This is a genomic window from Granulicella pectinivorans (assembly GCF_900114625.1).
GTDB lineage: Bacteria > Acidobacteriota > Terriglobia > Terriglobales > Acidobacteriaceae > Edaphobacter > Edaphobacter pectinivorans.
This window is the reverse complement of sequence record NZ_FOZL01000001.1, coordinates 3,941,600-3,966,427: the sequence shown is the minus strand read 5'-3', so window position 1 is coordinate 3,966,427 and position 24,828 is coordinate 3,941,600. Positions and strand designations below refer to the sequence as shown.

The 24,828-nt window shown below is 61.6% G+C and carries 19 protein-coding genes; 11 read left to right on the top strand and 8 right to left on the bottom strand.

All coding sequences use genetic code 11. The features are described 5' to 3' along the window. The first annotated feature begins 6 nt into the window (after nucleotides 1–6). The 5 genes from BM400_RS15940 to BM400_RS15920 all read left to right on the top strand — a co-directional run bounded on the left by BM400_RS15940 (nucleotide 7) and on the right by BM400_RS15920 (nucleotide 6,541). Nucleotides 7–648, top strand: a complete 642-nt coding sequence (locus tag BM400_RS15940) for a helix-turn-helix domain-containing protein (protein ID WP_245781905.1) — start codon at nucleotides 7–9, stop codon at nucleotides 646–648. Between the two features lie 89 nt (nucleotides 649–737). Continuing rightward, on the top strand, nucleotides 738–1,499 hold the full coding sequence (locus BM400_RS15935; protein WP_089840571.1) for an electron transfer flavoprotein subunit beta/FixA family protein: 762 nt from the start codon (nucleotides 738–740) through the stop codon (nucleotides 1,497–1,499). Continuing rightward, nucleotides 1,496–2,446, top strand: a complete 951-nt coding sequence (locus tag BM400_RS15930) for an electron transfer flavoprotein subunit alpha/FixB family protein (protein ID WP_089840569.1) — start codon at nucleotides 1,496–1,498, stop codon at nucleotides 2,444–2,446. The genes BM400_RS15935 and BM400_RS15930 overlap by 4 nt, the downstream gene beginning before the upstream one ends. A gap of 18 nt (nucleotides 2,447–2,464) precedes the next feature. Continuing rightward, nucleotides 2,465–4,858 carry a (Fe-S)-binding protein gene (locus BM400_RS15925; protein ID WP_089840567.1) on the top strand — a complete coding sequence of 798 codons (2,394 nt, stop codon included), beginning with the start codon at nucleotides 2,465–2,467 and terminating at the stop codon, nucleotides 4,856–4,858. 54 nt (nucleotides 4,859–4,912) lie between these two features. Further along, a complete protein-coding gene (locus BM400_RS15920; protein ID WP_089840564.1) occupies nucleotides 4,913–6,541 on the top strand; it encodes an MFS transporter in 1,629 nt (542 codons plus the stop codon). A 323-nt stretch (nucleotides 6,542–6,864) separates the two neighbouring features. Here the strand turns inward: BM400_RS15920 and BM400_RS15915 are convergent, their stop codons facing one another. From BM400_RS15915 to BM400_RS15890, 6 genes are all read right to left on the bottom strand, one after another. Then, a complete protein-coding gene (locus BM400_RS15915) occupies nucleotides 6,865–9,252 on the bottom strand; it encodes a glycoside hydrolase family 2 protein (protein WP_089840562.1) in 2,388 nt (795 codons plus the stop codon). A 386-nt stretch (nucleotides 9,253–9,638) separates the two neighbouring features. Further along, a complete protein-coding gene (locus BM400_RS22845) occupies nucleotides 9,639–10,682 on the bottom strand; it encodes a HEAT repeat domain-containing protein (RefSeq protein ID WP_089840560.1) in 1,044 nt (347 codons plus the stop codon). Between the two features lie 98 nt (nucleotides 10,683–10,780). After that, a complete protein-coding gene (locus BM400_RS15905; protein WP_089840558.1) occupies nucleotides 10,781–11,713 on the bottom strand; it encodes a HEAT repeat domain-containing protein in 933 nt (310 codons plus the stop codon). Between the two features lie 238 nt (nucleotides 11,714–11,951). After that, a complete protein-coding gene (locus tag BM400_RS22840) occupies nucleotides 11,952–12,683 on the bottom strand; it encodes a hypothetical protein (RefSeq protein ID WP_089840556.1) in 732 nt (243 codons plus the stop codon). Next, nucleotides 12,680–13,261 carry an RNA polymerase sigma factor gene (locus BM400_RS15895; protein ID WP_089840554.1) on the bottom strand — a complete coding sequence of 194 codons (582 nt, stop codon included), beginning with the start codon at nucleotides 13,259–13,261 and terminating at the stop codon, nucleotides 12,680–12,682. The genes BM400_RS22840 and BM400_RS15895 overlap by 4 nt, the downstream gene beginning before the upstream one ends. Before the next feature lie 114 nt (nucleotides 13,262–13,375). Continuing rightward, a complete protein-coding gene (locus BM400_RS15890) occupies nucleotides 13,376–14,089 on the bottom strand; it encodes a hypothetical protein (protein ID WP_141223965.1) in 714 nt (237 codons plus the stop codon). Nucleotides 14,090–14,145: 56 nt separating this feature from the next. On the opposite strand from BM400_RS15890, the gene BM400_RS15885 reads away from it, so the two are divergent. From BM400_RS15885 to BM400_RS15860, 6 genes are all read left to right on the top strand, one after another. Beyond that, on the top strand, nucleotides 14,146–15,384 hold the full coding sequence (locus tag BM400_RS15885; RefSeq protein ID WP_089840550.1) for a Zn-dependent hydrolase: 1,239 nt from the start codon (nucleotides 14,146–14,148) through the stop codon (nucleotides 15,382–15,384). 70 nt (nucleotides 15,385–15,454) lie between these two features. Next, the gene (locus BM400_RS15880) at nucleotides 15,455–16,789 is read left to right on the top strand and encodes an NAD(P)-dependent oxidoreductase (RefSeq protein ID WP_089840548.1); all 1,335 of its coding nucleotides are present in this window, start codon (nucleotides 15,455–15,457) and stop codon (nucleotides 16,787–16,789) included. Further along, nucleotides 16,782–18,215, top strand: a complete 1,434-nt coding sequence (preA, locus tag BM400_RS15875) for an NAD-dependent dihydropyrimidine dehydrogenase subunit PreA (RefSeq protein WP_089840546.1) — start codon at nucleotides 16,782–16,784, stop codon at nucleotides 18,213–18,215. Before BM400_RS15880 ends, preA begins: the two co-directional genes overlap by 8 nt. 15 nt (nucleotides 18,216–18,230) lie before the next feature. Then, nucleotides 18,231–19,628 carry a dihydropyrimidinase gene (gene hydA / locus BM400_RS15870; RefSeq protein ID WP_089840544.1) on the top strand — a complete coding sequence of 466 codons (1,398 nt, stop codon included), beginning with the start codon at nucleotides 18,231–18,233 and terminating at the stop codon, nucleotides 19,626–19,628. Then, entirely contained in the window at nucleotides 19,628–21,049 is a 1,422-nt protein-coding gene (locus BM400_RS15865) for an NCS1 family nucleobase:cation symporter-1 (RefSeq protein ID WP_089840543.1), read from the top strand. Before hydA ends, BM400_RS15865 begins: the two co-directional genes overlap by 1 nt. Further along, entirely contained in the window at nucleotides 21,046–22,389 is a 1,344-nt protein-coding gene (locus tag BM400_RS15860) for an aminotransferase family protein (protein WP_089840541.1), read from the top strand. Before BM400_RS15865 ends, BM400_RS15860 begins: the two co-directional genes overlap by 4 nt. A gap of 119 nt (nucleotides 22,390–22,508) precedes the next feature. Here BM400_RS15860 and bshA read toward each other — a convergent pair whose 3' ends face one another. Together bshA and BM400_RS15850 are read right to left on the bottom strand one after the other, a co-directional pair. Continuing rightward, nucleotides 22,509–23,675 carry an N-acetyl-alpha-D-glucosaminyl L-malate synthase BshA gene (bshA, locus tag BM400_RS15855; RefSeq protein WP_089840539.1) on the bottom strand — a complete coding sequence of 389 codons (1,167 nt, stop codon included), beginning with the start codon at nucleotides 23,673–23,675 and terminating at the stop codon, nucleotides 22,509–22,511. Then, entirely contained in the window at nucleotides 23,675–24,607 is a 933-nt protein-coding gene (locus BM400_RS15850; protein WP_089840537.1) for a ChbG/HpnK family deacetylase, read from the bottom strand. Before BM400_RS15850 ends, bshA begins: the two co-directional genes overlap by 1 nt. Between the last annotated feature and the right edge of the window lie 221 nt (nucleotides 24,608–24,828).

Sequence of the window (24,828 nt, the reverse complement as noted above, 5' to 3'; positions counted from 1 at the left end):
TTGCCCTTGGTCGAACTTGATGGTGTAGATCCGGATGCTGTGGAGCTGATTATTGCCGAAGGGCATATTGGCGCACGGATCAAGCAATTGCGATTGAAGCGCTCGATGGGGCTGGTGGAGCTGGGGCAGTTGACCGGGCTTTCGGCCAGCTTCCTGTCGCAGTTGGAGACGGGACGTGTGGTGCCGACGCTGCGAAATCTTGCTCGCCTGGCGCTGGTATTCGGTAAGGATCTGTCGTTTTTCTTTCAACCGGAGAAACAGAGTTTTTTCAGGATCCAGAGGAAGAAAGACCGGGTCCGGCTCCCGCAGCCGCGACCGGCCAATCCGTCGCACGTTGCGGAGAGCTTCGGCATTCTGGTGCCGGACCGCAGCCTTGGGCCCTGCATGGCTGAGTTCTTCCCCAACAGCGATGTCCCTCCCTTCGAGCCGAAGATGTATCAGGGACACGAGATGATCTATATGATTTCGGGCCAGTTGGCGGTGGATTTCGGGAGTCGCAAGGAGCATCTGGAGGCCGACGATGTCGCATTTCTCGATGCGGAGACGCCCCGGAGCTTCCGCTGCGCGAGCGACACACCCGCGACCGCTCTGATCATCAGCATGCCCTACCGGTCGGATCGGGATCTGCCCCGTAGCGGACGGCTCTAGATCGGTTCGTTGACGAACTGAATGATCATTCAGTATGCTCCTTCCTGTCGCGTGTGGCATAGTTTGAGCGGACGGGACGGGAGTGTATCGTGCGAATTCTGACATTGATCCGGCAGGTGCTCGACGCGGAAGAGAGCGTACGCGTCGAGGCGGCTGCTGTAGCGCTGGGCTCAAGCAAGCTGGTGATGGATACGATGGACGAGTACGGCGTCGAAGAGGCGCTGCGTCTGCGTGAAGGCGGAGCGGAGGCTGAGGTGGTGGCTCTCGCTGTGGGGCCTGCGCGCCTGCAGGACGCGCTGCGGACCGCGCTGGCGATGGGAGCCGACCGGGCGATCCATGTCGAGACCGATGTGATACTCGACGCGATGGCGCTGAGCAAGGTGGTCGCGGCGATCGCCACGAAAGAAAACGTGGATCTGGTCCTCTCCGGAGGCCAGCAGGCGGACTGGGACAGTCATGCACTGGGTGCAGCCGTGGCCGAGAGGCTCGGCTGGCCGCAGGCGACGTGGACCAGTGCGTTGTCGCTCGCCGGCACAACGCTTACGGGAAAGCACGACGTCGATGAGGGAAGCGAGACCTTCGAGGTGGACCTTCCGGCGGTCGTGACCACGCAGCAGGGATTGAATGAGCCCCGCTATCCCACGCTGCCGGGCATCATGAAGGCCAAGAAGAAAGAGATGCGGAAGGATGCGCTGGAGCGCTTCGGCGTAACGCCGTCGGTGACGGTGAAGGGCGCGGAGATCCAGGTGAAGGCCCGTCTTGGAAAGATCCTCGACGGGAAGAAAGATCCGCAAGCGGCAGCGGCGGAGTTGGTTGGATTGCTGCGCAACGAAGCACGGGTGATCGCATGATTCTGATTGTGGCGGAGATGAGTGGCGGCAGGCTTTCCAAAAGCACGCTGGAGATGGTCGCGGCGGCCCGGCAGATGGGGCGCGGCGGCGACGTGACAGCTCTGGTGCTGGGAAGCGGCGTGGCAGCGGTGGCGGCCGAGGCCGCGAAGTACGTGGACACGGTACTGGTCGGAGATCTGCCGGCTCTGGCGCAGTACGGTGCGGAGACCTGGTCGGCGGCGGTCGCGCAGATTGCTCGCGAAGGCGAGGCAGATGCGGTGTTGATCGGCGGGAGCCGAAGCGGTCGTGAGTACAGCCCTCGGGTTGCGGTCAAGCTGGATGCGCCCCTGCTCGAAGATGTGATCTCCCTGAAGGATGAGGGTGGAGTCCTCACTGCATCGCGATACACCTATTTGGCACGGGTGACGGAGACGATCGAGACCTCGGCTAAAATTGTGGTCGTGACGGTGAAGCCTGGAGCCTTCGCTCCCGCCTCGCCACTCCCTGCTGCCTCGGAGCAGTTTGATGTAGATCTCTCGCTGCCCACCTCCAGACTGAAGGTAACCGGCAAGACGACGGAGAAGTTGGATCGCGTCTCGCTTGCGGAAGCCGATATCGTCGTCTCGGGCGGGCGCGGTGTGGGCAGTGCCGCAGGCTTCGACGCGACGGTCGTCCCGCTCGCGGATACCTTGGGCGCTGCCATCGGAGCGACCCGCGCCATCGTCGATGCGGGCTGGAGGCCTTACGCCGAGCAGGTCGGCCAGACCGGCAAGACCGTGCAGCCCAAGGTCTACATCGCGGTCGGGATCTCCGGTGCCGTGCAGCATCTCTCCGGCATGAACAAAAGTAAGGTGATCGTGGCAATCAACAAGGATGCGGACGCACCGATCTTCAAGGTGGCGGACTACGGGATCGTGGGCGACGTGAGCGTTGTGGTTCCGGCGATGCTGGATGCCTTAAAGAAATAGCAACAAGAAGGGTTGCGTATGCTTCCGCTGTCCAGCAGGATCGCGTTTCTGGTGTTCGCGGCGGTGACGGGCTCGCTTGGGGTCTGGGGCTTCTATCGCCTGTACCGCCGGATTGCGCGCGGACGAGCGGATACGGAGTTGCGCTTCGACGGTCTGCCCGCGCGCATCGGTGCAGCGCTGGTGACGACCCTCACGCAGAGCCGCACCTTCAAGAAGCGCCCCGTCGTGGGACTGTTTCACTCGTTCATCTTCTATGGATTCGTCTTCTACGTGCTGGTGAACGGCGTCGATGCATTGGAGGGATTTCTTCCGTTAGAGATCAAGCCGGAGAATATGCTCTCTTCCAGTTACTTATTTCTGGCGGATGTCTTCAGCTTCCTCGTCTTGCTTGGCGTCATCGCGTTGGTCGTCCGGCGTTTCCTGCTCCCCAGCCGCAGAGACTTCCGTTTCAACGCTCGAACGATGCTGCATGAGAACGTGAAGCTGGGGCGCATCTCTCGCGATTCGCTGATCGTCTCCGCTTTCATCCTCTTCCATGTGGGCAGCAGAGCGATCGGTGCAGCCGCGAAGGTCGCGATCGACGGCAGAGACAGCTTTCAGCCGTTTGCGTCCCTGCTTTCGGATTGGGTGCCGGCGCAGTATGCTGAGGCACTGCGGGTATTTGGCTTCTGGGGAGCCCTGGGCAGTGTCCTCGCGTTTCTGGCCTACTTCCCCTACACGAAGCACGTACACATCTTCATGGCGCCGCTCAAGTACACGGTGGCGCGGAAGGCGACGTCGGGCGTCATGCCTCCGGTGGAACTCAATCTCGAGGTCGAAGGAGACCTGGGCGTCGGGGCGAAGATGCTCGAGGACCTGAGCTGGCCCCGGATGCTCGATGCGTATGCGTGTATCCAGTGCAACCGCTGCCAGGATGTGTGCCCGGCCAGTTCGACGGGCAAGTCGCTGAGTCCGGCGGCGCTCGAGATCAACAAGCGCATGGAGTTGAACACCCTCGGCTCGGCGTTTGAACTGGGTGCCCCGAGTCCCCGCCCCTTGCTGCAGTTCGCGCTTTCCGCCGAGGCCGCCTGGGCCTGTACAACCTGCGGGGCCTGCGTCGAGGTCTGCCCCGTGGGCGATGAGCAGATGTTCGACATCCTCGATGTGCGCCGGCAGCAGGTGATGATCGAAGGTGAGTTCCCGCAGCAGTTGCAGACCGCCTTCCGCGGCATGGAGCGCGCGCAGAATCCATGGGGCATCAACAAGGCGAAGCGGCTCGATTGGGCCGAAGGCCTGCGCGTCCCGACGACCGACGAGAAACCTACGCCGGACGTCCTCTATTGGGTCGGTTGCGCGGCGAGTTACGACCCTTCCGCGCAGAAGACGGCGCGCGCGTTCGTGCAGTTGTTGGACCAAGCGGGCGTGGATTTTGCGGTGCTGGGCAAGCGCGAGTGCTGCACTGGCGACTCGGCGCGCAGGGCGGGCAATGAGGTCCTCTACCGGCAGCTCGCGGAGGAAAACGTCACGACACTGAACGAGGTCAAACCGAAGCTGATCGTGGCGAGTTGTCCGCACTGCATGAATGCAATCGGCAAGGAGTACGCGCAGATCGGCGGAGACTATACGGTCGTCCACCATACTGAGTATCTGGAGGGACTGGTGTCGGCGGGAAGGCTTGCGCCCACGCCTTCGACCGAGACCGTGACCTACCACGACCCCTGTTATCTGGGTCGCCACAACGGTGTCTACGATGCGCCACGGAATTTGTTACATATCCTGTCGAATGACGTTGTGGAGTTGCCGCGGTCAAAGGAGAACTCGTTCTGCTGTGGAGCGGGTGGGGCGCAGTTCTGGAAGGAAGAGGAAGAGGGCAACGAGCGCATCTCGGATAACCGATTCCGCGAGGCACAGGGGGCGCTCGCCTCCGCGGAACATGAGAAGGTGCTCGCTGTGGGTTGCCCGTTCTGCAAGAGCATGCTCGGAAGTACTCCGTTGAAGGGGGCGACCGACGATGTGACGATCAAAGACGTGGCGGAGATTCTTCTTGAAGGGGTTCTGCGCGCCAAGGGGATGGCCGCTTCGCCTGCCGTAGTCAGTGCGCCGGAGACGGCTCCGGTCGCTGTAGCTCCGTCTCTGCAAACACCTGTCGTCGCGGTGATTCCGCATGAGCCGCTGATTGTGCCGGAGCAGGCCTCGCCCGAGGTGATTGCCGCTCCGGTCGCCGAGAGAAAGAAGTGGGCACCGAAGGCAGCATCTCCCACACCGGTTGTGGAGGCCGCTCCTGTTCCCGAAGCGGTCCCGGAGCGCAAGAAATGGCAGCCGAAGAAGGTGGAGGGTACGCAGGTTGCCCCTGCGGTTGTTGATGTTCCTACCGTTGAGCCTCCAATTGTTGAACGGAAGAAGTGGACGCCGAAGAAGTCGGACCCCGTTTAGGAAAAGGTTTCGGCGGAGCGGTGCGTTCGAGCGCCTGGACGCATCCATAGAGTTGTGCCCGCAACATTTGGATATCGATCGCAGGTTCTGCCCCCCCGCTCGGCCTATGAGCCCGGAGAAGACAATACCGGCTGCTCCGAAGAGAACCTGAAGTGGGTCATGGTGGCCACGATCCTTGGATCCGGGCTGGCCTTCATGGACGGCTCGATCGTCAACGTCGCGATGCCGACGCTCCAGACGGACTTTGGGGCGACGTCGAGCGCGATTCAGTGGGTCGTACAAAGCTATACGCTCTTCAGTGCAGCTCTGCTTCTACTGGGCGGGACGCTGGGTGATCGGTATGGCCGGCGGCGAATCTTTTTCTGGGGCGTCGCGCTCTTTGCCATCGCGTCCGCCGGTTGCGCGGCGGCGAGCACACTTGGGCTGCTGGTGGCAGCGCGGGCGGTGCAGGGAATCGGCGCGGCGATGCTGATTCCTCAGGGGCTTTCGATCCTTTCGGTATCGTATCCGGAGAAACGCAGGGCGAAGGCGATTGGCACCTGGTCGGCATGGACCAGCGTCTTTGCGGCCCTGGGCCCGGTGGTGGGTGGGTGGCTGGTACAAGCGTGGTCATGGCGTTTGATCTTTGTGCTGAATCTGCCGATTGCCCTCACGGTTCTGGTGATGACACGCAGGATCCCGGAGAGCAAGGCCAACGGCAAGGATGGGAAGCCTGTCCCGCTGGACCGGCTGGGGGCGACGCTGGCCACTGTGGGCTTCGCAGCGGTCATCTACGCGCTTTCGTTTGCGCCGGAGTTCGGGTGGGACGATGCGCGCGTGCTGTCTTTGCTCGGGGTAGGCGGCGCGCTGCTCGCTGGATTCCTATGGTCGCAGGCGGGTCGCGTGGGCGCGATGATGCCTCTCGGACTGTTCCGGATCCCACGGTTTCTGGCCCCGAACCTGCTTACTTTTCTTCTCTACGGGGCACTCTACGGATCGCTGTATGTAACGCCGTTTTATCTGATCCAGGTAAGACACTACAAGCCGGCGATGGCGGGCGCGGTCTTTCTTCCTCTGATCGCCCTGATGTTCCTGTTCTCCACGTGGGCGGGGGGGATGGTCGCCAAGGTAGGCGAGCGATTGTTGCTATGTGCCGGTGCGGGGCTTGCCGGGGCAGGATATGTGGCGTTCGCCGTGTTCGACCGGAATGAGACCTACGTGACGGGTGTGCTGCCCGGGGTGCTCCTGCTCGGCGCGGGCTTGACGCTTTCGGTTGCGCCGCTCACCAGCGCCGTCATGTCTTCGGTCTCCGAGTCGGAGGCAGGCGTGGCCTCGGCGGTGAATAACGCGATCTCGCGGCTTGCCGGACTGCTGGCCGTCTCGCTCCTCTCGATTGTGCTGGCACATGGTTTCGGGGCGGCGCTGGCGCGGCAGTTGCATCAGTCGGATCTGCCCGGCGACGTGCAGAAGACGATGCTGGCAAGCCAGGGGCGCCTGCACGACACGCCGATTCCAGCGAGTCTGCCGGCGGAGCAGAGGGTGAAGGCGGAGGGGATGCTGGATACTTCGTTTCTGGCCGGTTTCCGGCTGGTGATGCTCTTTTGCGCCGGTGGTGCCTGGTTAGGCGCGCTTGCGGTGGCGCTCCTCTTGAAGGAGGGAGATCGCCCTGGGGTTTCGCCGGTGGCTCCTGTGGCTGGCACATAGCGATCTCATCTCCTATTGGATCGAGAGGCACTCCTTGTTCCCTCATCGAAGTACGATTGGTATGGTAGACCGAAGATCGCTCATGATGGTCGTCCCGATGGCCACGTTTTCCATGCATTTTTCCATGATTTTTGGTGCTTTTGGCGATCAAAAACAGTGTGGAGAAACATTGGGTTTTTTGCCTGGGGCAACCGCTAAGTTGTTTGTAGAACCATGTTTACGTCATGTTGCTACAAAGGGGCATCGGGACGGGGTACACAAGACTGAGAGGTAGGACCAGCGCTCCTGGGGGTTCGGGGATTTGGTCCTACCTCTTGGTGACTTTAGGCGAGTTCGGGGACGGATGGGGTCAGGGTGAAGACCACGGATTGTGTGCCGAGGTGCGGGTGTTTGGCGTGGAGGGTCACCTTGCCGGGGGCCTCGCCGGCGCGGATCCAGATGGCTCCGGTTCCAGCTACGAGGGAGAACGGGTTGTCGCCGACGATCTGGGCCGGACCTTCGAGCGTGAACTGGATGGCCTCGGTGGCGAACTGGCGGGGTGCGCCGAACTCGTCGGTGCAGCGGAGGACGACGCGGGTGGAGTCGGCACCGTCGGCGACGAGGGTGGTGTCGTCGGGCAGGACGACGAAGGCCTGATCGATGCCCTTGCCGGAGTACTTCTTCGAGAGCGCCAGCTTGCCTTTGAGGTAGCCGTCGATCCGGAGGTCGCCCCAGTGGTCGCTCACGGCTTTGCCGAGGTTGATGTTGAACGGCGGGTAGGGCAGGTGGTCCCACTTCGCGCGGTCGGGATCGACTTCGCCGACGAGCTGGAAGCCCTTGCCATAGTCGATGTAGATCTTGAGATGGTCGCAGTTGGAGCTGATGAGGGCGTCCCCAAAGAGGGTGGACTCATCGCCGCGCGACCAGTAGAAGGCGGGTTCGATGACAACCTCTTCGGATGGGTCGCACATGGACTTGTAGAACCCGGCGGCCGGCTTGGGTGTCCGCCACATGTCCATAACTCCATGATAACAAATGCGATCTCCGGATCCGAAGTTGCCGTGGGTGTTGTAGTCGAAGGCGCACCAGCCGATGCCGCCGGCGTACTGGGGGTCGGACCAGAGCTGGTTGTGGACGCGGATGTGGCGGATGGTGTGTTCGCGGAGACGCTCGAGGTCGTCGAAGGTCTTGGTGGGGAAGGTGTGGCCCACGAACTCGGTGTTGAGGTATTTGCCGTGGATCGGTGGCTTCAGGGGGAAGCCGAAGTCGTTCATGGTGAAGACGTCTTCGAGGAACTCGGACTCCTGGAAGTAGCGGATGCCGCCGGTCTGGCGGGATGTATCGAGGGCGTGAGCGGTGGCGTTGGTGCGGACGTAGAAGTCGTGGTTGTCGCGGGACTCGTTGATGCGCACGCCCCAGAGGACGATGGAGGGGTGGTTCCAGTCGCGGCGGACCATGCGCCGGACGTTGTCGACGGCGACGTCCTGCCACGCCTTGTCGCCGATGTGCTGCCAGCCGGGAATCTCTTCGAGAACAAGCAGTCCGAGCTCATCGCAGGCGTCGAGGAAGTGGCGGGACTGCGGATAGTGCGAGGTGCGGACGATGTTGGTGCGGAGGTCGCGGCGGAGGATGATGGCGTCCTGGCGCTGGACGCGGGCGGGCATGGCCTGACCGACCCAGGGGAAGGTCTGGTGGCGGTCTAAACCGCGTAGTTTGATGATCTTGCCATTGAGCGAGAAGCCTCCGTCGGTGAACATGGCCTCGCGGAAGCCGATGGTGCGGGTCTCCTCGTCGATGGGGGCGCCGTTCTCGGAGAGCTGGACGTGGACGGTATAGAGGTTGGGATGGTCGAGGTCCCAGAGATCGATCTTTCCAAGCTTTTCGAGCGTCAGGGTGTAGGAGTTGGGGTAGGGCGTGACGGGCGGGAGGGCACCGGCGGCCTGGTCGGCGTCCTGCGGGTGGTGCGGGGTAACGGTGGGGGCTTCGATGGTGTGAGTGGCGGCGGCGATGACGGTGGCACCCTTACGCAATTCGGCGTAGAGGCTCAGGGCACCGGGTTTGGACTTCGGGCCGCGGTCGAGGAAGCATTCGACCTCGACCTTGGGGGCATCGGTGAGGACGTGGATGGGGCGGGCGTGGATGTTTTCGAGGAAGGTATCGGCGACGACGCGGAGGTTGACCTCGCGGTAGATGCCGCCGAAGGTGAGGTAGTCGATCTCGTTGCCGAAGGGCGGGATGTCGGCGCGTTCGGTGGAGTCGACCTCGACGGCGAGGACGTTGCGGCCGGCGTGGTTGATGTGGTCGGTGAGCTCGAAAGAGAAGGGGGTGAAGCCGCCACGGTACTCGCCGAGCTTCTTGCCGTTGAGGTAGACGGTCGAGGCGGTCATGACGCCTTCAAAGTCGACAAAGACGCGCTTTCCGGCGGCGGAGGCGGGAATGCGGAGCTCGCGGCGGTAGAGCGAGACGAAGGTGTAGGTGGCCTCGTCGAAGCTGTGCCAGGGAAGCATGACGTTGGTGTGCGGGATGACGACCTTGTCGAAGTGGGCGTCGTCGAAGGCGAGGGCGGTGCCGCCCTTTGGATTCTTCGGGTTATAGCGCCAGCCGCGATTGATGGGCAGGATGGTGCGCCCTCCCTTGGTGGTGCGGGGCGCGGCCTGCGCGACGGCGGTGGTGGCGATGGACGTGGCTGCGGCGAGTGTGGTCGAGTTCTTGAGAAAGTCCCTGCGGTTCATCGTTCCCCTGCGTCGCCCGCTGTAGCGTACCTGCGGCGAGGCTTTTTTGCTGGCAGGGAGATGATAAAGGATCGAGCGGGAGAACGTTTTCTTTGGCGGAGTGGTCGGACCTCTTTGCTCTGTTTTTTGAGGTGTGCGTCTGAAATAGGCATTTGTGGGGATTTATGGTGATTTTTGGTTGTTTTGCCGGTTTTCTTGCCCGTTTCTTCGGTATTTACCTGTAGTTTTCGGGACCGTACACGATGGAGAAATGTATGGATACTGTGGCCAAATGTATGGAAAATGTGGGTTGCGGAACGTCGATGTTTTTTCTTGGTTAAGAAGAAAAAGAGGGCGCGGCTTTTGGCCGCGCCCTTTCCGAAAAGGCAGTACTTTGACCATGCGATCTACTGCTTGATCAAACGTGTGAGGTAGTCGAGGGCGTGGGGATCCCTGGACTGACCGAGCCAGAAGACGGCCTGTTTGCGGACGGCGGGGTCTTTGCTGTTGCTGGCCAATTCGACGAGGCGAGCGGTGGACTCGCCGTCGGGCAGACGGCTGATGGCGAAGACGGCCGACTTGCGGACCTCGGCGTTGGGGTCGTTGACGGCGATGTTGCCGAGATCGGCGCCTACCTTCTTGCCGCCCTTGTTGGCCATCCAGAACTGGGCCTGCTTGCGGACTTCGGGGGAGGCGTCGTCGTGTGCCATGCGGATGAGTTCGTCGAGGGCGGCGGGCTCCTTGACCAGGGTGAGGTCGAAGGTGAGTTTCTTGCGGAAGGCTTCGTCGGGGTCGTTGCGCGCGTACTTGCGGAGGGCGGCAAAGCCTTCGGTGCCGCGCTGGTTGGCGAGCCAGAAGGCGGCCTTGTCGCGGAGGTCGATGGGGTTGGAGGGCTCGGCGAGGGCGATGAGGGCAACGGTTGCCTGGGGTACGTTGTGGGCGGCGATGGCGAAGAGGGCGGAGGAGCGGATGCGGTCTCTGCGTTCGCTGCTTTCGGTCTTCGCGAGGGAGGAAAGGAGCTGGATGCTGTCGGTGGGGCTGACGTTGGTGAGCCAGAGAAAGGGCTGGTCGCCGGCGTCGAGGATGCGTGTGGGATCGACGAGACGGATGCGGGTGGCTACGCCCTGCTCGACGTGGATGAGGAGGATGGCCTGGGTGGGCGTGACGATGGGATCGTCGTTGTTGCGTCGATAGGAGTTGCCGTCGTTGTTGAGGTCGAGGGTGCCGGCGTTGTTGGAGTCGAGCTGGAGGCCGGGGATGAGGGCGACGGAGTAGCCGATCCAGGTGGGGTGGCCGCTGCGTTTGACGGATTCGAGGTGCGGGGTGAGGCCGTTGGCGGCGGATTGGGTGGTGAGCTGAGTGTGGAGGACCTGGGGAGCACTCTGGGAGTGGAGTGTGCGGGCGAGGGCGAGGAGGGGGAGGAGGATCAGGGTGCGGACGTGAGGGTGCATGGATTCGCTCCTGGGAATCTGGGTACGTGGCTGGTTGCGGGTGTGGGCTGGCTTGCGGCTGGAGTGCCGACCTAAAGCAAATACGGGGTGAAGAACCGCTATTTGAGCAATTCGATCATGTAGTCGGTGGCAGCTTTGTCGTGCATGAGGGCGAGCTGGGAGACGATGCTTCGTTTGAGTTCCATGTTCTTCTCGTTTTTGGCGAGTTCGACCATGCGGGGTGCGTCCTGCGAGATGAAGAAAGCGGAGATGACGGCCTGCTTGATCTTGATGTCGCTGGTTGTGGCGTAGACCTGGGCGAGGGTATCGTTGGCGGCTTTGCCCTTGTAGATGCCCATGGACTGGATGGCTTCGCGCTGGAGGCTGGGATCGAGCTTGCCGAGGACGGCGTCGTTGAGGATGGCCTGGGCTTCGGGCGACTTGCTCTGGGCGAGGACGAAGAGGGCGTGCCGCTTGATGTTGGAGGGCTGATTGCCGGTGAGGATGCCGCGGAGGAGCGGGATGGCGCGGGCGGGGTCCTGGTTGAGGAGCGAGTTGAGGGCCAGCATCTTGATGTCGGCGTCGGGGTCGCGGGACTCAGAGCGCAGCGTATCGCGCTCGGCGCGGGAGTAGGAGTCGCTGCGGGTGAAGGTGAATGTTCTGGTGGTGGGGGGCGTCGGGGGCACGGGAGGGACGGGGGGCACGGGGTTGGAATAGCCGGTGACGTCGATGTTGAGGGCGTCGCAATCCTTGTTCCATGTGCTGTCGGTGAACTGGGCGCGGAGCTGGAAGCAGGTGGCGAGCGCGAGGGGCTGGTTGCCGAGCTTGTTGAGGGAGTAGGCCTTCCAGTAGAGGGCGGCGTCGACCTTCTTTTGCCTGGCATTGATGACCTGGTCGAAGGAGGTGACGGCATCCTTCCAGCGATGGTCGTTCATGGCCCTGGTGCCGGAGATGTAGGCGGCGGGATCGTCGGAGGAGATGATGGGTTGGGCGGCGTGGACGATGGGGGTGGATGCGAGGAGGAGTGCGGCGGTTAGGAAGATGGTTTGCATGGTGGGGGTCCTTGTTGCGTTTCGTGTGTGGGAGAGAGATGTGACTGGGAGGAAGACATATCCCAGGGGCTAAAGCCCAGTTCCGTGGCGGTTTGTGAGACCCAGGGCTGAAGCCTTGGGGTACCTAGAAGCGAGGGCGAGAACAAGCAACGGCAAAAGAAGAAGCAGATTCCCTTCGGGAATGACAACCAAAAGGGCAACGGCAAGGGCAAGGGCGAAAGATTTTGTTTATTTTTCTTTATTGCCTCTGATCGTTCTGGCGAAGGATACGAATGTCGAGGAGGAGGCCGTCCGTATTCATGCTGATGCGGACGTGCCATCCGTCGTCGGGCTTGTTGACGGGTTCGTGGTCGATGGTGGTGAGGACGCGGCCGAGATCTTCGAGGACCGCGGCCTGGGCGAGGTCGCCGTTGTGGTGGGCGGTGGAGACGTAGACCGCATTCTTGACGAGGAGGTTGTGGGCCTCGGTGCGGGTGGTGGGATCGAGGGCGCCTTGTGCGTGATTGACCTCGGTAAGGAGGCGCTCGGCGGAGTCGAGGTGGTTGGCGATGGAAGGATCTTTGGGCGAGTTGGTGAGTGGGCCGGGATGGTTGAAGGCGTAGTCGTTCTTGGGCCTGGTGTGAGGGTGCAGGGTGAAGACAGCGACGGTGAGCAGGGCGGCGGCGGCAAGGCCTGCGAGGCTCCAGTTCAGGCGTGGGAGCTGATACCACTTGCGCTGGACAGGGACCGGGGTGAGGGTGGGAAGGTTGATGCGCAGGCGCTGCCAGGCGTGATCGAGGTTGGCCTGGGGGACTGCGTCGGCGGAGAAGACGCGTAGGGTCTCGGCGATGGACTCGGAGAGGCTGGCGCAGGCGCTGCACTGCTCGACGTGGGCGCGGACTGGGGCTTCGTCGGCGAGCTCATGCAGGTGGAAGGCGATGAGGTCTTCTTCGCAGGGGTGGAGCGGCGTGTTGTGATTGAAGTTGGTCATCGTGACATCACCATGGGAGAGAGCGAACGGCGGAGTTTGCCTACAGCGCGGAAGATGGCTTGTTTGGCGGAGTTCGCGGGGATGTTGAGGGCGGTTGCGATCTCGGCGATGGGGAGCTCCTCCATGTGGCGGAGGGTGAAGGCGGTGCGCTCCATGGGGGTGAGGGAGGCCATGGCGGCCTGACGGATGGTGGTGGCCTCGGTGTCGAGGAGGGAGTGTTCGGGCGATTTGCGGGTGTCTGGGATTTGCATGGTGTTCAGGGTGGGGGTTGCGTCGTCGCCGATTTGTACGGCGTGGTGCACCTTGTCGCGGGTGCGGCGCTCGACGAGATTGATGGAGAGATTCATGGCGATGCGATTGATCCAGGTGGAGAAGGTTGCGTCGTGACGGAAGGTGGAAAGGCTTTTGTAGGCGCGCAGGAACGCTTCCTGCGCAACGTCTTCGGCGTCGGCCGTATCGCCGATGATGCGGTAGGCGATGCGGAAAACAAACTGGAAGTGGCGGTCCATCAGCACCTTGTAGGCGTCGGGGTCTCCGGCGAGCACTTGCTGGATTGCTTGATGGTCTGTCGTTTCCATTCGCACGATTAGACAGGAGGATGCGGGGGCGGTTAGGTTCGGGGCGAAATTATTTTTCAGTGTGGGTAAAGATAGCGCGGGGGGAGGGAATGTCCATCCGACCCTGGCCCTGTGTCAGTGAGAGAATTCGCGGTGAGCGTGTTTGAGCAGCGAGCGATTGGTGTAGACCTGGGTGAATCCGAGAGCCATGCATACGAGGAGGAGGGCGAACTCGAAGGGAGTCCGTCCTTTGGCGTCGCGGACATTCCACCAATCGGTCAGCCGCGGATGGACTGCCGATGCCGCCGTCTCCACGACCATGAGCGCGAGGAGGAAAGCGAAGTGGCGGAGGAGGAGGCGCGGAAGTTGCGGGCGCACCGCCGGGCAGGTTAAGAGGTAGCGGGGATTCTCTCGCGATGCGGAGAAAGTGAGCCATGTGACGGCGAGCGTGTAGGTGATGACCGAGGCTTGCTGGAGCGGCCAGGGGCCTTGCATGGTGAGGAAGAGAGGGATGCTCCCGATAGTGGCAGACAGGAACAATGTCGTCAGCAGAAGAAAACGGCCGAGGGAGGAGGGAGCGCTACGGCAGGGGTCAGAGTAGGGCCAGGATTGCATGTCGCGCGATTGAGGAACGAAGGAGAGGACGTGATCGACCGGGATTGCGTAATTCTGCTCGCCGTCGCTGGGGTGGACGCGATTGGAGGCGATCACGTTAACGATGAGTTCGTCGCGGTCCTCATCATATGCAGTGATCTCGGCGGTGATGCGTCGGCTTCGTTCAAGATGGAAGACGCCGATCTGACCGATGCCGGTTTCGTCCATCCAGTCTGGGAATTCTTCTTGTCGCATGTTGGCGATCAGCATAGCAGGGTCGTGTAGTCTGTCCCTTTGATTGGGAGAGTGCGATGGGTTTGGATTCGGGGCGGCTGGTTCGGGATTTGAAGGAGCTACGGGCGCTGACGGGGGATGAGCACGGGGCGCAGCGGGTGGCATGGACGCCCACTTGGCTGAAGGCGAGGGAGTGGTTTCAGGCCAAGGCGACGGCGCTGGGGATGGAGCACCATCTGGATGCGGCGGGGAACTCGTGGTCCACGTTGCGGGGGGAGTCGGAGCGGGTCTTGATTCTGGGCGGGCATCTGGATTCGGTGCCGAATGGTGGGTGGCTGGATGGATGTCTAGGGGTGTTGGGGGCGTTCGAGGTAGCTCGGGGGTTGAGCGAGGACTATGGTGGGCGGCCTCCGCTGACGATTCGGGTGGTGGACTGGGCGGATGAGGAAGGGGCTCGGTTTGGGCGGAGTCTGTTTGGGTCTTCGGCGTTTGCGGGCACGGCTTCGGTTGCGGCGGACCGGATGCGGACGGATAAGGATGGGGTGACGCTGGAGGCTGCGCTGGCTGGTTGTGGGATCGATGTGGAGCGGGTTGGGGATGCGGTGTCGGAGCAGGCCGATGCGGCGGCTTATCTGGAGTTACATATTGAGCAGGGGCCTGTGCTGGAGGGGATGGGGCTTCCGCTGGGCGCGGTGACGGGGACCAAGGGCGTGGAGCGGCATGCGATTACGTTCCATGGGCAGGAGGCGCATTCGGGATCGACGCCTATGGGTGTAAGGAGGGATGCTCTGGCTGCCGCGGCGAAGCTTGCGCTGGAGATACGGCCGATCGCGAAGAAGCATGCGGATGCGGTGGCTACGATGGGGAGCGTAAAGACGTTTCCGGGGATTGTGACGGCGGTGGTGGGGCGGTGCGAGGCTACGCTGGATATGCGGGATCTGGATGCCGGTGTGCTGGCGGAGATGTTCGCGGAGGCCAAGGCTGCGAGCGAGCGGTTTGCGGCAGAGGAGCGATGCAGCGTCGCGTGGTCGCGGATATGGAGCATTGAGCCGATTCCGTTCGATGAGCGGTTGATCGGGTTTTGCGATGAGGCGATTTGTGAGGTCGCGGGAGTGTCGCACAGGCTGCCCTCGGGGCCTTTGCATGATGCGGCGGAGGTGGCTCGGGCGGGGATTCCGACGGTGATGATGTTTACGCAGTCGCTGGCGGGGCTGAGCCATAATCAGGCCGAGGATACGAAGGTGGAGCACCTGGAGATGGCGGCTCGGGCGTTCGATGCGTTGGCGCGGAAGACGATGGGGTGGTTGGCGTCGTAGCGTGGATGGTGCATAATCAGTTCTTCTCGCGAACGCAAATGATGGCGCATATGGAGGCTGACCGCACCGGATGAGTGAGACGATACCCTTTTCGCAACGGATAGAGGCTGTGCCTGAGATTGTGACACGGTTCGGGGATCTGCATCCGCCGTTCGACCGGCAGGGTGCGGTGACGGAGTCGAACCGATGTTTGTTCTGCTTCGATGCGCCGTGTGCGGGGGCTTGTCCGACGCATATCGATGTGCCGCGTTTCATCAAGAAGATTGCGAGCGGGAACCTGGCAGGTTCGGCAAAGACGATTCTCGAGGCGAACATCCTAGGGGCGAGTTGTTCGCGAGCGTGTCCGGTCAAGGTGTTGTGCGAAGGGGCTTGTGTGCTGCACCGGTATAACAAGCAGCCGATTGAGATTGGGCGGCTGCAGCGGTATGCGATGGATGCGTTCCATGCGAGTGGTGCTGCGCTGCCGTTTGAGGCCGGGGTGGATACGGGGCGGAAGGTGGCGTTGATTGGGGCGGGGCCGGCTTCGCTGGCGTGTGCCGCAGAGCTTCGCCGTAAGGGGATTGCGGCGACGATCTATGATGCGCGGCCTTTGCCGGGTGGGCTGAATACGTATGGCATTGCGGAGTACAAGCTGCCGCTGATCGAGAGCCTGCGGGAGATCGATATGCTGGCTCAGTTGGGCGTGGAGTTTCGCTTTGAGACGGTAGTTGATGCGGCGATGTTGGCTTCGCTTGAGGCTGAATGCGACGCGGTGTTTCTGGGGATCGGGCTGGGGACGATTCATCGGCTTGGGTTGGCGGGCGAAGAGATGCAGGGCATGACGAATGCGCTGGATTTCATCGCGGGGTATAAGGCCGGTGAGATCACTACGGCGCCTACGCGTGTAGCTGTTGTGGGCGCGGGGAATACGGCGATCGATGCGGCGATTGCCGCGGTGCGGCTGGGTGCCGGTGAGGTACATATGGTCTATCGTCGTGGACCGGAGCAGATGTCGGCATTTCAGTTCGAGTATGAGCATGCACGGGCTGAGGGTGTGAAGTTTCTGTGGCATGTGCAGCCGGTTGGGCTTGAGGGCGCGGGTGCGCTGGAGGCTTTGAAGCTGGCTCGGCTGGAGGCCGCGGAGGATGGCTCGATTGTGCCTGTGGCTGGGTCGGAGTTCTTACTCGGGGTGGATATGGTGGTGATGGCGATTGGGCAGGGGACGCACTCTGTTTTCGCCAGCGAAAAGGTGACGATGGAGCGTGGGCGGGTGGTGATCGATCGGGCTTCGGGACAGACTTCGAACGCGAAGTACTTTGCGGGCGGCGACTGCACGAATGGCGGGCGTGAGGTGGTTGATGCAGTGGCTGATGGGAAACGGGCTGGTGTTGGGATAGTGGCCTGGCTGGAGGGACAGCATGGCTAAGGCTACGCTTGCGAGTACGTTTTGCGGGATACCGATGTTGAACCCGTTCTGGCTGGCCTCGGCTCCGCCGGCGAACTGCGGCGAGCAGGTGATGCGGGCGTTCGATGCGGGCTGGGGTGGAGCGGTTTGGAAGACGATTGGCGAGCCGGTGACGAATGTGAGCTCGCGGTACTCGTCGATCGATTGGGCCGGGCAGAAGATGATGGGGTTCAACAATATTGAGCTGATCTCCGACAGGCCGATCGAGATGAACCTGAAAGAGATTGCGGAGGCGAAGAAGCGGTATCCGAAGCATGTGATTATTGCCTCGCTGATGGTGGAGAGTAAGCGCGAGAGCTGGCATGAGATTGTGGCGCGGGCGGAGGATGCGGGGGCGGATGGGCTCGAGTTGAACTTTGGTTGTCCGCATGGAATGAGCGAGCGCGGGATGGGCTCGGCCGTGGGGCAGGTGCCGGAGTACTGCGAACAGATTACGGGGTGGGTGAAGGAGAAGGCGCGGACTCCGGTGATTGTGAAGTTGACGCCGAATATTTCGGATATACGGATGCCGGCGCGTGCGGCGAAGAGGGCGGGCGCGGATGCGCTGAGTGCGATCAATACCATCAACTCGATTACGGGGATCGATCTGGATACGCTGACGCCGAATCCGAATGTGGATGGGCGGAGTTCGCATGGTGGGTACTGCGGGCCCGCGGTGAAGCCGATCGCGTTGAACATGGTGCAGCAGGTGATGAGCGATCCGTTGGCTGCGCTGCCGATGTCGGGGATTGGTGGTGTGGCGTCGTGGCGGGATGCGGCGGAGTTTATTCTGCTGGGCTCGAGCAGCGTGCAGGTGTGTACGGCGGTGATGCATTACGGGTATCGCATCGTCGAGGACATGTGCGATGGGCTGCTGGAGTGGATGGATACGAAGGGATATCGGACGATCGATGACTTTCGTGGGTTGTCGCTGCCGCAGGTGCGGGAGTGGAAGAACCTGAATTTGAACTATCGAGTGGTTGCGGAGATTCATGCGGACAAGTGCATTGGCTGCCAGCTTTGCTATACGGCTTGCTGGGATGGGGCGCATCAGTGCATTCATCTGGATCGGGCTGAGGGTGGGATGGAGGAGGCGGTTTTGGGGACCGATCCTCGGTATGTGATGCATGAGCCGAATCCGCATGGAAAGGCTACACCGGCGATGGTCGCGGCGCAGAGTGCGACGGTGATCTCGACGACGCCGATTCCCAAGCTGGATGCGGGTGGGGCGGGGTCGCATGCGAGCTTGACGCCGCTGCACCGGATTCCGCGGGTGGATGTGGATGAGTGTGTGGGGTGTAACCTTTGTTCGCTGGTTTGTCCGGTGGATGGATGCATCACGATGGAGCGGGTTGAGAATGGGTTGGCGGCGGAGAGCTGGGCTGAGCGGACGGTCTCAAATTTGTAATCATGGGAGTTACGTATGGGGATCTTGATTCAGGGCGGGACGGTGGTGAGTTCGGAGCGGAGCTATAAGGCCGATGTGTTGATTGAAGGCGAGTCGATCCTTGCGGTGGGGGAGTGGCTCGATCCGGGTGGGCATACGGTTGTCGATGCGGATGGGCTGCTGGTGATGCCTGGAGGCATCGATGTGCATACGCATCTGGATATGCCGTTCGGGGGGACTGTGTCGGCGGATGACTATACAACGGGGACGATTGCGGCGGCGGTGGGTGGGACGACGACGGTGATCGACTTTGCGCTGCAGGCCAAGGGCGGCACGATGCGTGAGGCGTTCGATGTCTGGATGGCCAAGGGTGTGGGCAAGGCTTGTGTCGATTGGTCGCTGCATATGGCGGTGACGGATCTCGGGGCGGATGAGGCTGCGGGGTTGGCGGAGATGGAGGCGATGGTTGCGGAGGGGATCGCTTCGTTCAAGCTGTTCATGGCGTATCCGAATGTGCTGATGATCGACGATGGGCTGATGTTCAAGGTGATGCAGAAGGCGGCTGCCTTGAAGGCGCTTTGTTGTATCCATGCGGAGAATGGGAGCGCGATCGATGTTGTGGTGGCGCAGATGATCGCGGAGGGGAAGACGGAGCCGCACTATCATGCGTTGAGCCGATCGACGAAGGCTGAGGCAGAGGCGACGCATCGTTCGATTGCGCTGGCGGAGATGGCGGGGGCTTCGGTTTATATCGTGCATCTTTCGAATGAGGACGCGCTGCGGGAGTTGCGGCATGCTCAGAACCGCGGGCTGAAGGCGCTGGCGGAGACGTGCACGCAGTATCTGGTGCTGTCGCTGGAGGAGCAGATGCCGGGCAAGAGCTGGGAGGAGGCGAAGTATGTGTTTACTCCACCGCTGCGGGAGAAGTGGAACCAGGAGGCGCTTTGGGGGGCGCTGGAGGATGGGGCTCTGTCGGTCGTTTCCACGGATCATTGTCCGTTCCGGTTTGCGGATCAGAAGGAGCTTGGGCGGGGTGATTTCCGGAAGATTCCCAATGGTGGGCCGGGGATTGAGAATAGGTTACAAATTTTGTGGCATTTTGGGGTGAACTCCGGACGGCTGACGCGGGAGCGGTTTGTGGAGTTGAGTGCTACGGCGCCGGCTCGGATCTTCGGGATGGAGAAGAAGGGCGCGATCGCGGAGGGGATGGATGCGGATGTGCTGCTTTGGGATCCGCATGCGGACTATACGATCAGCGCGGCCACGCAGAAGATGGCTACGGATTACTCGATGTTTGAAGGGTGGAAGGTGAAGGGGAATGCGAGGCATGTGTTCTCGCGTGGGGAGATGGTGGTGAAGGATGGGGAGTGGGTTGGGGCGGTTGGGCGTGGGCGGTTTGTGAAGCGGGTGGCGAATGCCGGAGGTTTTGCCTGATGGTTCTTAATCCGGATGCGCGGTTGTACAACGAGGACCTTGCTCCTACGTCGCCGGCGCAGAGGACGTGGGGAACGTACAACTACATTGCGCTTTGGTTCTCGATGTCGATGGAGGTGACGACGTATATGCTGGCGTCGTCACTGATTGCAGGTGGCATGAACTGGAAGCAGGCGGTGTGTACGATCCTGCTCGGGAATCTGATTGTGCTGATTCCGATGATTCTGAATGCGCATGCGGGCGCGAAGTATGGGATTCCGTTTCCGGTGTTTGTACGGGCGAGTTTTGGGACGCGCGGTGCGAATATTCCGGCGATTCTGCGGGCGATTGTGGCGTGTGGGTGGTTCGGGATTCAGTCTTGGATTGGGGGCACTGCCATTGCTCAGATGGTGAATGTGCTTTGGCCTTCGACGGTTGCGATGCCCGCGGTGACGTGGGTTTGCTTTCTTGGGTTCTGGATGTTGAACATGTTTGTAGTTTGGAAGGGTGTTGAGTCGATCCGATTTTTGCAGAGCTTTTCGGCTCCGTTCATGCTGGTGATGTCGGCTCTGCTGCTGGGTTTCATGCTGCATAAGGCGGGTGGGTTCGGGCCTATGCTTGCGGCTCCCAGTCAGTTCACTTCTACGGGAGCTTTTCTCAAATACTTCTTTCCGGCGTTGACTGGGATGGTGGGGTATTGGGCGACGTTGTCGCTGAACATTCCGGACTTTACCCGGTATGCGAAGAACCAGGATTCGCAGATCCTGGGTCAGGCGTTTGGGCTGCCGGTGGTGATGACGATGTACTCGTTTCTGGGGATCGCCTGTACTTCGGCTTCTACGGTGGTGTTTGGCGAGCCGATCTGGTCGCCGGTGGTTTTGCTGGGGCGGTTTCATCAGCCTCTGCTGGCTTTCCTGGGGTTGATTGCGCTGCTGGTTGCTACGTTGAATGTGAACATCGGGGCTAATGTGGTGGGGCCTTCGAATGACTTTGCGAACCTGGCTCCGAAGTGGATCAGCTTTCGGATGGGCGGGTTGATTACGGGCGTGCTGGGGTTGGCGATTATGCCGTGGCGGTTGATGTCGAGCTCGCATAATTACCTGGGATGGCTGGTGGACTACTCGGCGGTGCTGGGGCCTGTGGCTGGGATTATGGTGGCGGACTACTTCTTCTTCAGGCGTCGCAGGCTGGATGTGAATGCGCTGTATCAGTGGCGTGGGGCTTATGAGTATCGCAATGGATTGAATGGCGAGGCGCTGATCGCGCTTTTGCTGGGGATTGTGCTGGCTTTGATCGGGCGGTTTGTTCCTTCGCTGGAGTGGCTGTTCAAGCTGGCCTGGTTTGTTGGTTTCTTTGCGGCCGGTGTGGTGTATCTGGCCTTGATGACGATGCGGTATGGACAGCCGGCTCCGGTGCCGGCCGATGAGAGGGAATTGGTATGAGCACACTGAGTTCGCAGGAGATTGTAGAGCTGACGAGGAAGTATAACTACGGCACGTGGCGTTTTCAGAAGGGCTGGACGCCGATGCATATTGCGGATGCGGAGGGTTGTTATCTCATTACGGGGGATGGGCGGCGGCTGCTGGATTTTTCGTCGCAGTTGATGTGCTCGAACCTGGGACATAAGAATCAGGCGGTGATCGACTCGATTGCGAAGCAGGCGCAGGATCTGGCGTATGCGATGCCCGGGTATGCGACGGAGGCGCGGGCGGAGTTGTCGAAGCTGCTGGTGGAGGTGTTGCCGGCGGGGTTGAACAAGTTCTTCTTTACGACGAGCGGGACGGAGGCCAATGAGGCTGCGTTCAAGATTGCGCGGATGTATACGGGGAAGACGAAGATCATTGCGCGGTACCGGTCGTACCATGGCTCGACGAGTGGATCGATTGCGGCGACGGGCGATCCTCGGCGGTGGGCGATGGAGCCGGCGGGCAAGGGGCAGGGCGTGATCTTTGGGCCGGAGGTGCATTGCTACAAGTGCCCGATCAAACATACGTATCCATCGTGTGGGATTGCGTGTGCGGATTATCTGGAGCACATGATTCGCAATGAGAGCGATGTCGCTGCGGTGCTGGTGGAGCCGATCGTGGGGACGAATGGGGTGATCGTTCCGCCGGATGGGTACATGCCGAAGCTCAGGAAGATCTGCGATGCGTATGGGGTGCTGCTGATTGCGGATGAGGTGATGAGTGGATGGGGCAGGAGCGGGGAGTGGTTTGCGATGAACCACTGGGGGGTTGTGCCGGATATTTTGGTGACGGCGAAGGGGATTACTTCGGCTTATGTGCCACTGGGTTTGTGTGCGACGAGCGAGAAGATTGCAGCTTACTTTGAGGATCACTACTTTGCGCATGGGCATACGTATGAGGCGCATCCGATGACGCTGGCTCCGGCGGTGGCTACGATTCATGAGATGGAGCGGTTGGGGCTTGTGGAGCGGGCGCGTTCGCTTGGCGGGTATATGGAAGGGAAGTTGCGGGAGTTGATGGAGAGGCATGTTTGTGTGGGGGACGTGCGAGGAAAGGGGCTGTTCTGGGCGGTGGATCTGGTGAAGAACAAGACGACCAAGGAACCGTTCAATACTTACTCGGATAAGGTGGCTGGGAAGGTGCTGGTGGTGGACCAGATTGCGGGGAAGGTGCTTGGGGAGGGCGTTACGATTCAGGCCTGGGTCTCGCATTTTGTGGTGGCTCCGCCGTTGATTGTGACGAAGGAGGAGATCGATCGAGGGGTGGCGGCGCTGGATCTGCATCTTTCGATTGCGGATGGGTTGGTGGAGGCTTAGAGGCTTTCCGGATGTTCTTAGACGACAAGCCCACATCTCAGAAGCGAGATGTGGGGCACCCGGGTTCCCTGGCTGGTTGAGGAGGGCGGTCTCCCTTCGCTCGATATCCCCCCTTAGTCTTAGAGGGCGGGTGTGCCTGCTATTACTTGCTCGTAGAAGTCCTCGTAGCGGGTGATGATGTTTTGGGCGCAGAAGTGATTTTGAGCGGTTTGGCGGGCTGCTTGTGCCATGTGTCCGAGGCGAGTGGGGTTGCTTAGGAGGTCGATGGCGGCTTTGGCCATGGATTCGATATCGCCTATGGGGAAGAGGAGGCCGTTGACGTTGTGCTCGATCAGTTCGGGGACGCCGCCTACCTGGGTGGCGATGGCGGGGACTCGGCAGGCCATGGCTTCGAGGGCGGCCAGGCCGAAGGACTCCATCTCGGAGGGCATGAGCATGAGATCGGCTAATGGGAGGAGTTCGTAGACGTTGTCCTGTTTGCCCAGGAAGTGGATGCGGTTCTGAATGCCGTGTTTACGGGCGAGATATTCGGCTACGGAGCGGTCGGGGCCGTCTCCGATGAGCATGAGGCGGGCCGGCATCGCTTGCGCTACGCGGGCAAAGACTTCGACTACGTCGGCGACGCGCTTGACGGGGCGGAAGTTCGAGAGGTGGACGAGGAGTCTCTCGTTTTCGTTCGCGTACTTCGGACGCATGCGGGCTACTTTTTCTTCGTCGCGCTTGTAGATGTCGCAGTCGACGAAGTTGCGGATGACCTCGATGGGGCGGATGATCCGGAAGGCTTCGTGGGTGCGCTCGGCGAGGTAGGCGGAGATGCTGGTGACGCCGTCGGACTGCTCGATGCCGAACTTGGTGATGGGGAGGTAGGAGGGGTCGAGGCCGACGAGGGTAATGTCGGTGCCGTGTAGGGTGGTGATGAAGGGGAGGTGGATGCCTCTTGTGGCCAGCATTTGTTTTGCCAGCAGGGCCGAGACGCTGTGGGGGATGGCGTAGTGGACGTGGAGGAGGTCGAGCGAATAGAACTCAGCGACCTCGGCCATGCGGGTGGCGAGGGCGAGGTCGTAGGGCGGGTGCTCGAAGAGGGGGTAGTGATAGACGGCTACTTCGTGGAAGTGGATGTTCTTTTCACGGCCGTTGAGACGGAAGGGTGGAGCGGAGGTGATGAAGTGGACTTCGTGGCCGCGGGCTGCGAGTTCGATGCCGAGCTCGGTGGCGACGACGCCGGATCCGCCGTAGGTGGGGTAGCAGGTGATTCCGATGCGGCGGCGGGGGCGGGTTTCGCTCATTACAGGACCTTTTCGTAGCCGGTCTGGGGGAAGAACTGACCGATCTCGCGTAGGACGTTGAAGGGTCCCACGCTTCCGTAGTGGATGAACTCGGGGGAGTGCGGATGCATCCGGAGGGCGGGGACCTGGTGCATGAGGGCTTCGCGTTCGACGTCGCGGTGGTGGCGGAGGCGGGTGGTGACGGCGTCCAAAGCTGCGTCGTTATAGCCGGGATGGACGACGAGCTCCCAGGTCCCGTGGTCTGGGATGCTGGTGAGGGTCTGGGCCAAGGTGTGGATCGTAAGGTCTCCGGTGGCGGAGATGGAGATGGTTCCGTCGGTGGTGCCGACCTCCTGTTGGGTGCGGCGCATCTCGTCGAGGAAGCGGGGGCCGAAGTAATGGCAAAGGGCCTTGAGGACCAGGCGGCGGGCGCGCGTGCCCTGGTTCAGGGCTAAGGACCAGCCGGGTTCAAATGGATTGCGAATGGCTCCGATGCCGCAGCGCTCGGCGATGTGGAGCAGGGGACGGGATACGGCGGGGAAGATGTGGGCGTGCTTGTGGGTGTCGAGGTGCGTGATGTCGATGCCGGCGCGTTGGAGCTTCTGGATCTGGGCGGATGCTTCGCGGAGGATGTCGTTTTCGCGCACGGTGCCGCGAAGGACGGCCTGGGCGAAGTCCATGAGGGAGGGACGGAAGGTCTTGCCGTCGGCTCCGAGGAGGGTGGGGATGTCGTAGGGGTGTGAGACGGGGACGCCGTCGGTGAGGACGATGTGGCAGCCTACGCCGAGGGTGGGGTTTGCGAGGGCGATCTGGACGGCTTCTTCGAAGGCCGGACCGGTGGCCATGAGCGTGGTGGAGGTGATGGCCCCGGCGTGGTGGAGCTCGCAGACGGCACGGTTGATGCCGGGGGTGAGGCCGAAGTCGTCTGCGTTGATGATGAGGCGGGCGGGCATGGGGAGTTTGGTTGTCCTGGCAGACGTTGTTTTGGCTGGGACAGGAAGGCATACCCCAGGGGCTAAAGCCCCCGCCTTTGCGGTGGCCTGTGAGACCCAAGGTTAAAGCCTTGGGGTTCCTAGAAGCAAAAAGCACCAGATCCATAGAAGCTAACGCTTTGGGGTACCTGGACGCTCAGCCCTGGAGTACCTGGAAGCAAAAGCGATGTCGGCTATGGGTA

What these genes read in the sequence shown, in the direction of transcription:
- BM400_RS15930 (WP_089840569.1), top strand. Translation starts at nt 1,496, where the DNA reads ATGATTCTGATTGTGGCGGAGATGAGTGGCGGCAGGCTTTCCAAAAGC.
- BM400_RS15925 (WP_089840567.1), top strand. Translation starts at nt 2,465, where the DNA reads ATGCTTCCGCTGTCCAGCAGGATCGCGTTTCTGGTGTTCGCGGCGGTG.
- BM400_RS15915 (WP_089840562.1), bottom strand. Translation starts at nt 9,252, where the DNA reads ATGAACCGCAGGGACTTTCTCAAGAACTCGACCACACTCGCCGCAGCC.
- BM400_RS22845 (WP_089840560.1), bottom strand. Translation starts at nt 10,682, where the DNA reads ATGCACCCTCACGTCCGCACCCTGATCCTCCTCCCCCTCCTCGCCCTC.
- BM400_RS15905 (WP_089840558.1), bottom strand. Translation starts at nt 11,713, where the DNA reads ATGCAAACCATCTTCCTAACCGCCGCACTCCTCCTCGCATCCACCCCC.
- BM400_RS22840 (WP_089840556.1), bottom strand. Translation starts at nt 12,683, where the DNA reads ATGACCAACTTCAATCACAACACGCCGCTCCACCCCTGCGAAGAAGAC.
- BM400_RS15895 (WP_089840554.1), bottom strand. Translation starts at nt 13,261, where the DNA reads ATGGAAACGACAGACCATCAAGCAATCCAGCAAGTGCTCGCCGGAGAC.
- BM400_RS15890 (WP_141223965.1), bottom strand. Translation starts at nt 14,089, where the DNA reads ATGCGACAAGAAGAATTCCCAGACTGGATGGACGAAACCGGCATCGGT.
- BM400_RS15885 (WP_089840550.1), top strand. Translation starts at nt 14,146, where the DNA reads ATGGGTTTGGATTCGGGGCGGCTGGTTCGGGATTTGAAGGAGCTACGG.
- BM400_RS15880 (WP_089840548.1), top strand. Translation starts at nt 15,455, where the DNA reads ATGAGTGAGACGATACCCTTTTCGCAACGGATAGAGGCTGTGCCTGAG.
- preA (WP_089840546.1), top strand. Translation starts at nt 16,782, where the DNA reads ATGGCTAAGGCTACGCTTGCGAGTACGTTTTGCGGGATACCGATGTTG.
- hydA (WP_089840544.1), top strand. Translation starts at nt 18,231, where the DNA reads ATGGGGATCTTGATTCAGGGCGGGACGGTGGTGAGTTCGGAGCGGAGC.
- BM400_RS15865 (WP_089840543.1), top strand. Translation starts at nt 19,628, where the DNA reads ATGGTTCTTAATCCGGATGCGCGGTTGTACAACGAGGACCTTGCTCCT.
- BM400_RS15860 (WP_089840541.1), top strand. Translation starts at nt 21,046, where the DNA reads ATGAGCACACTGAGTTCGCAGGAGATTGTAGAGCTGACGAGGAAGTAT.
- bshA (WP_089840539.1), bottom strand. Translation starts at nt 23,675, where the DNA reads ATGAGCGAAACCCGCCCCCGCCGCCGCATCGGAATCACCTGCTACCCC.
- BM400_RS15850 (WP_089840537.1), bottom strand. Translation starts at nt 24,607, where the DNA reads ATGCCCGCCCGCCTCATCATCAACGCAGACGACTTCGGCCTCACCCCC.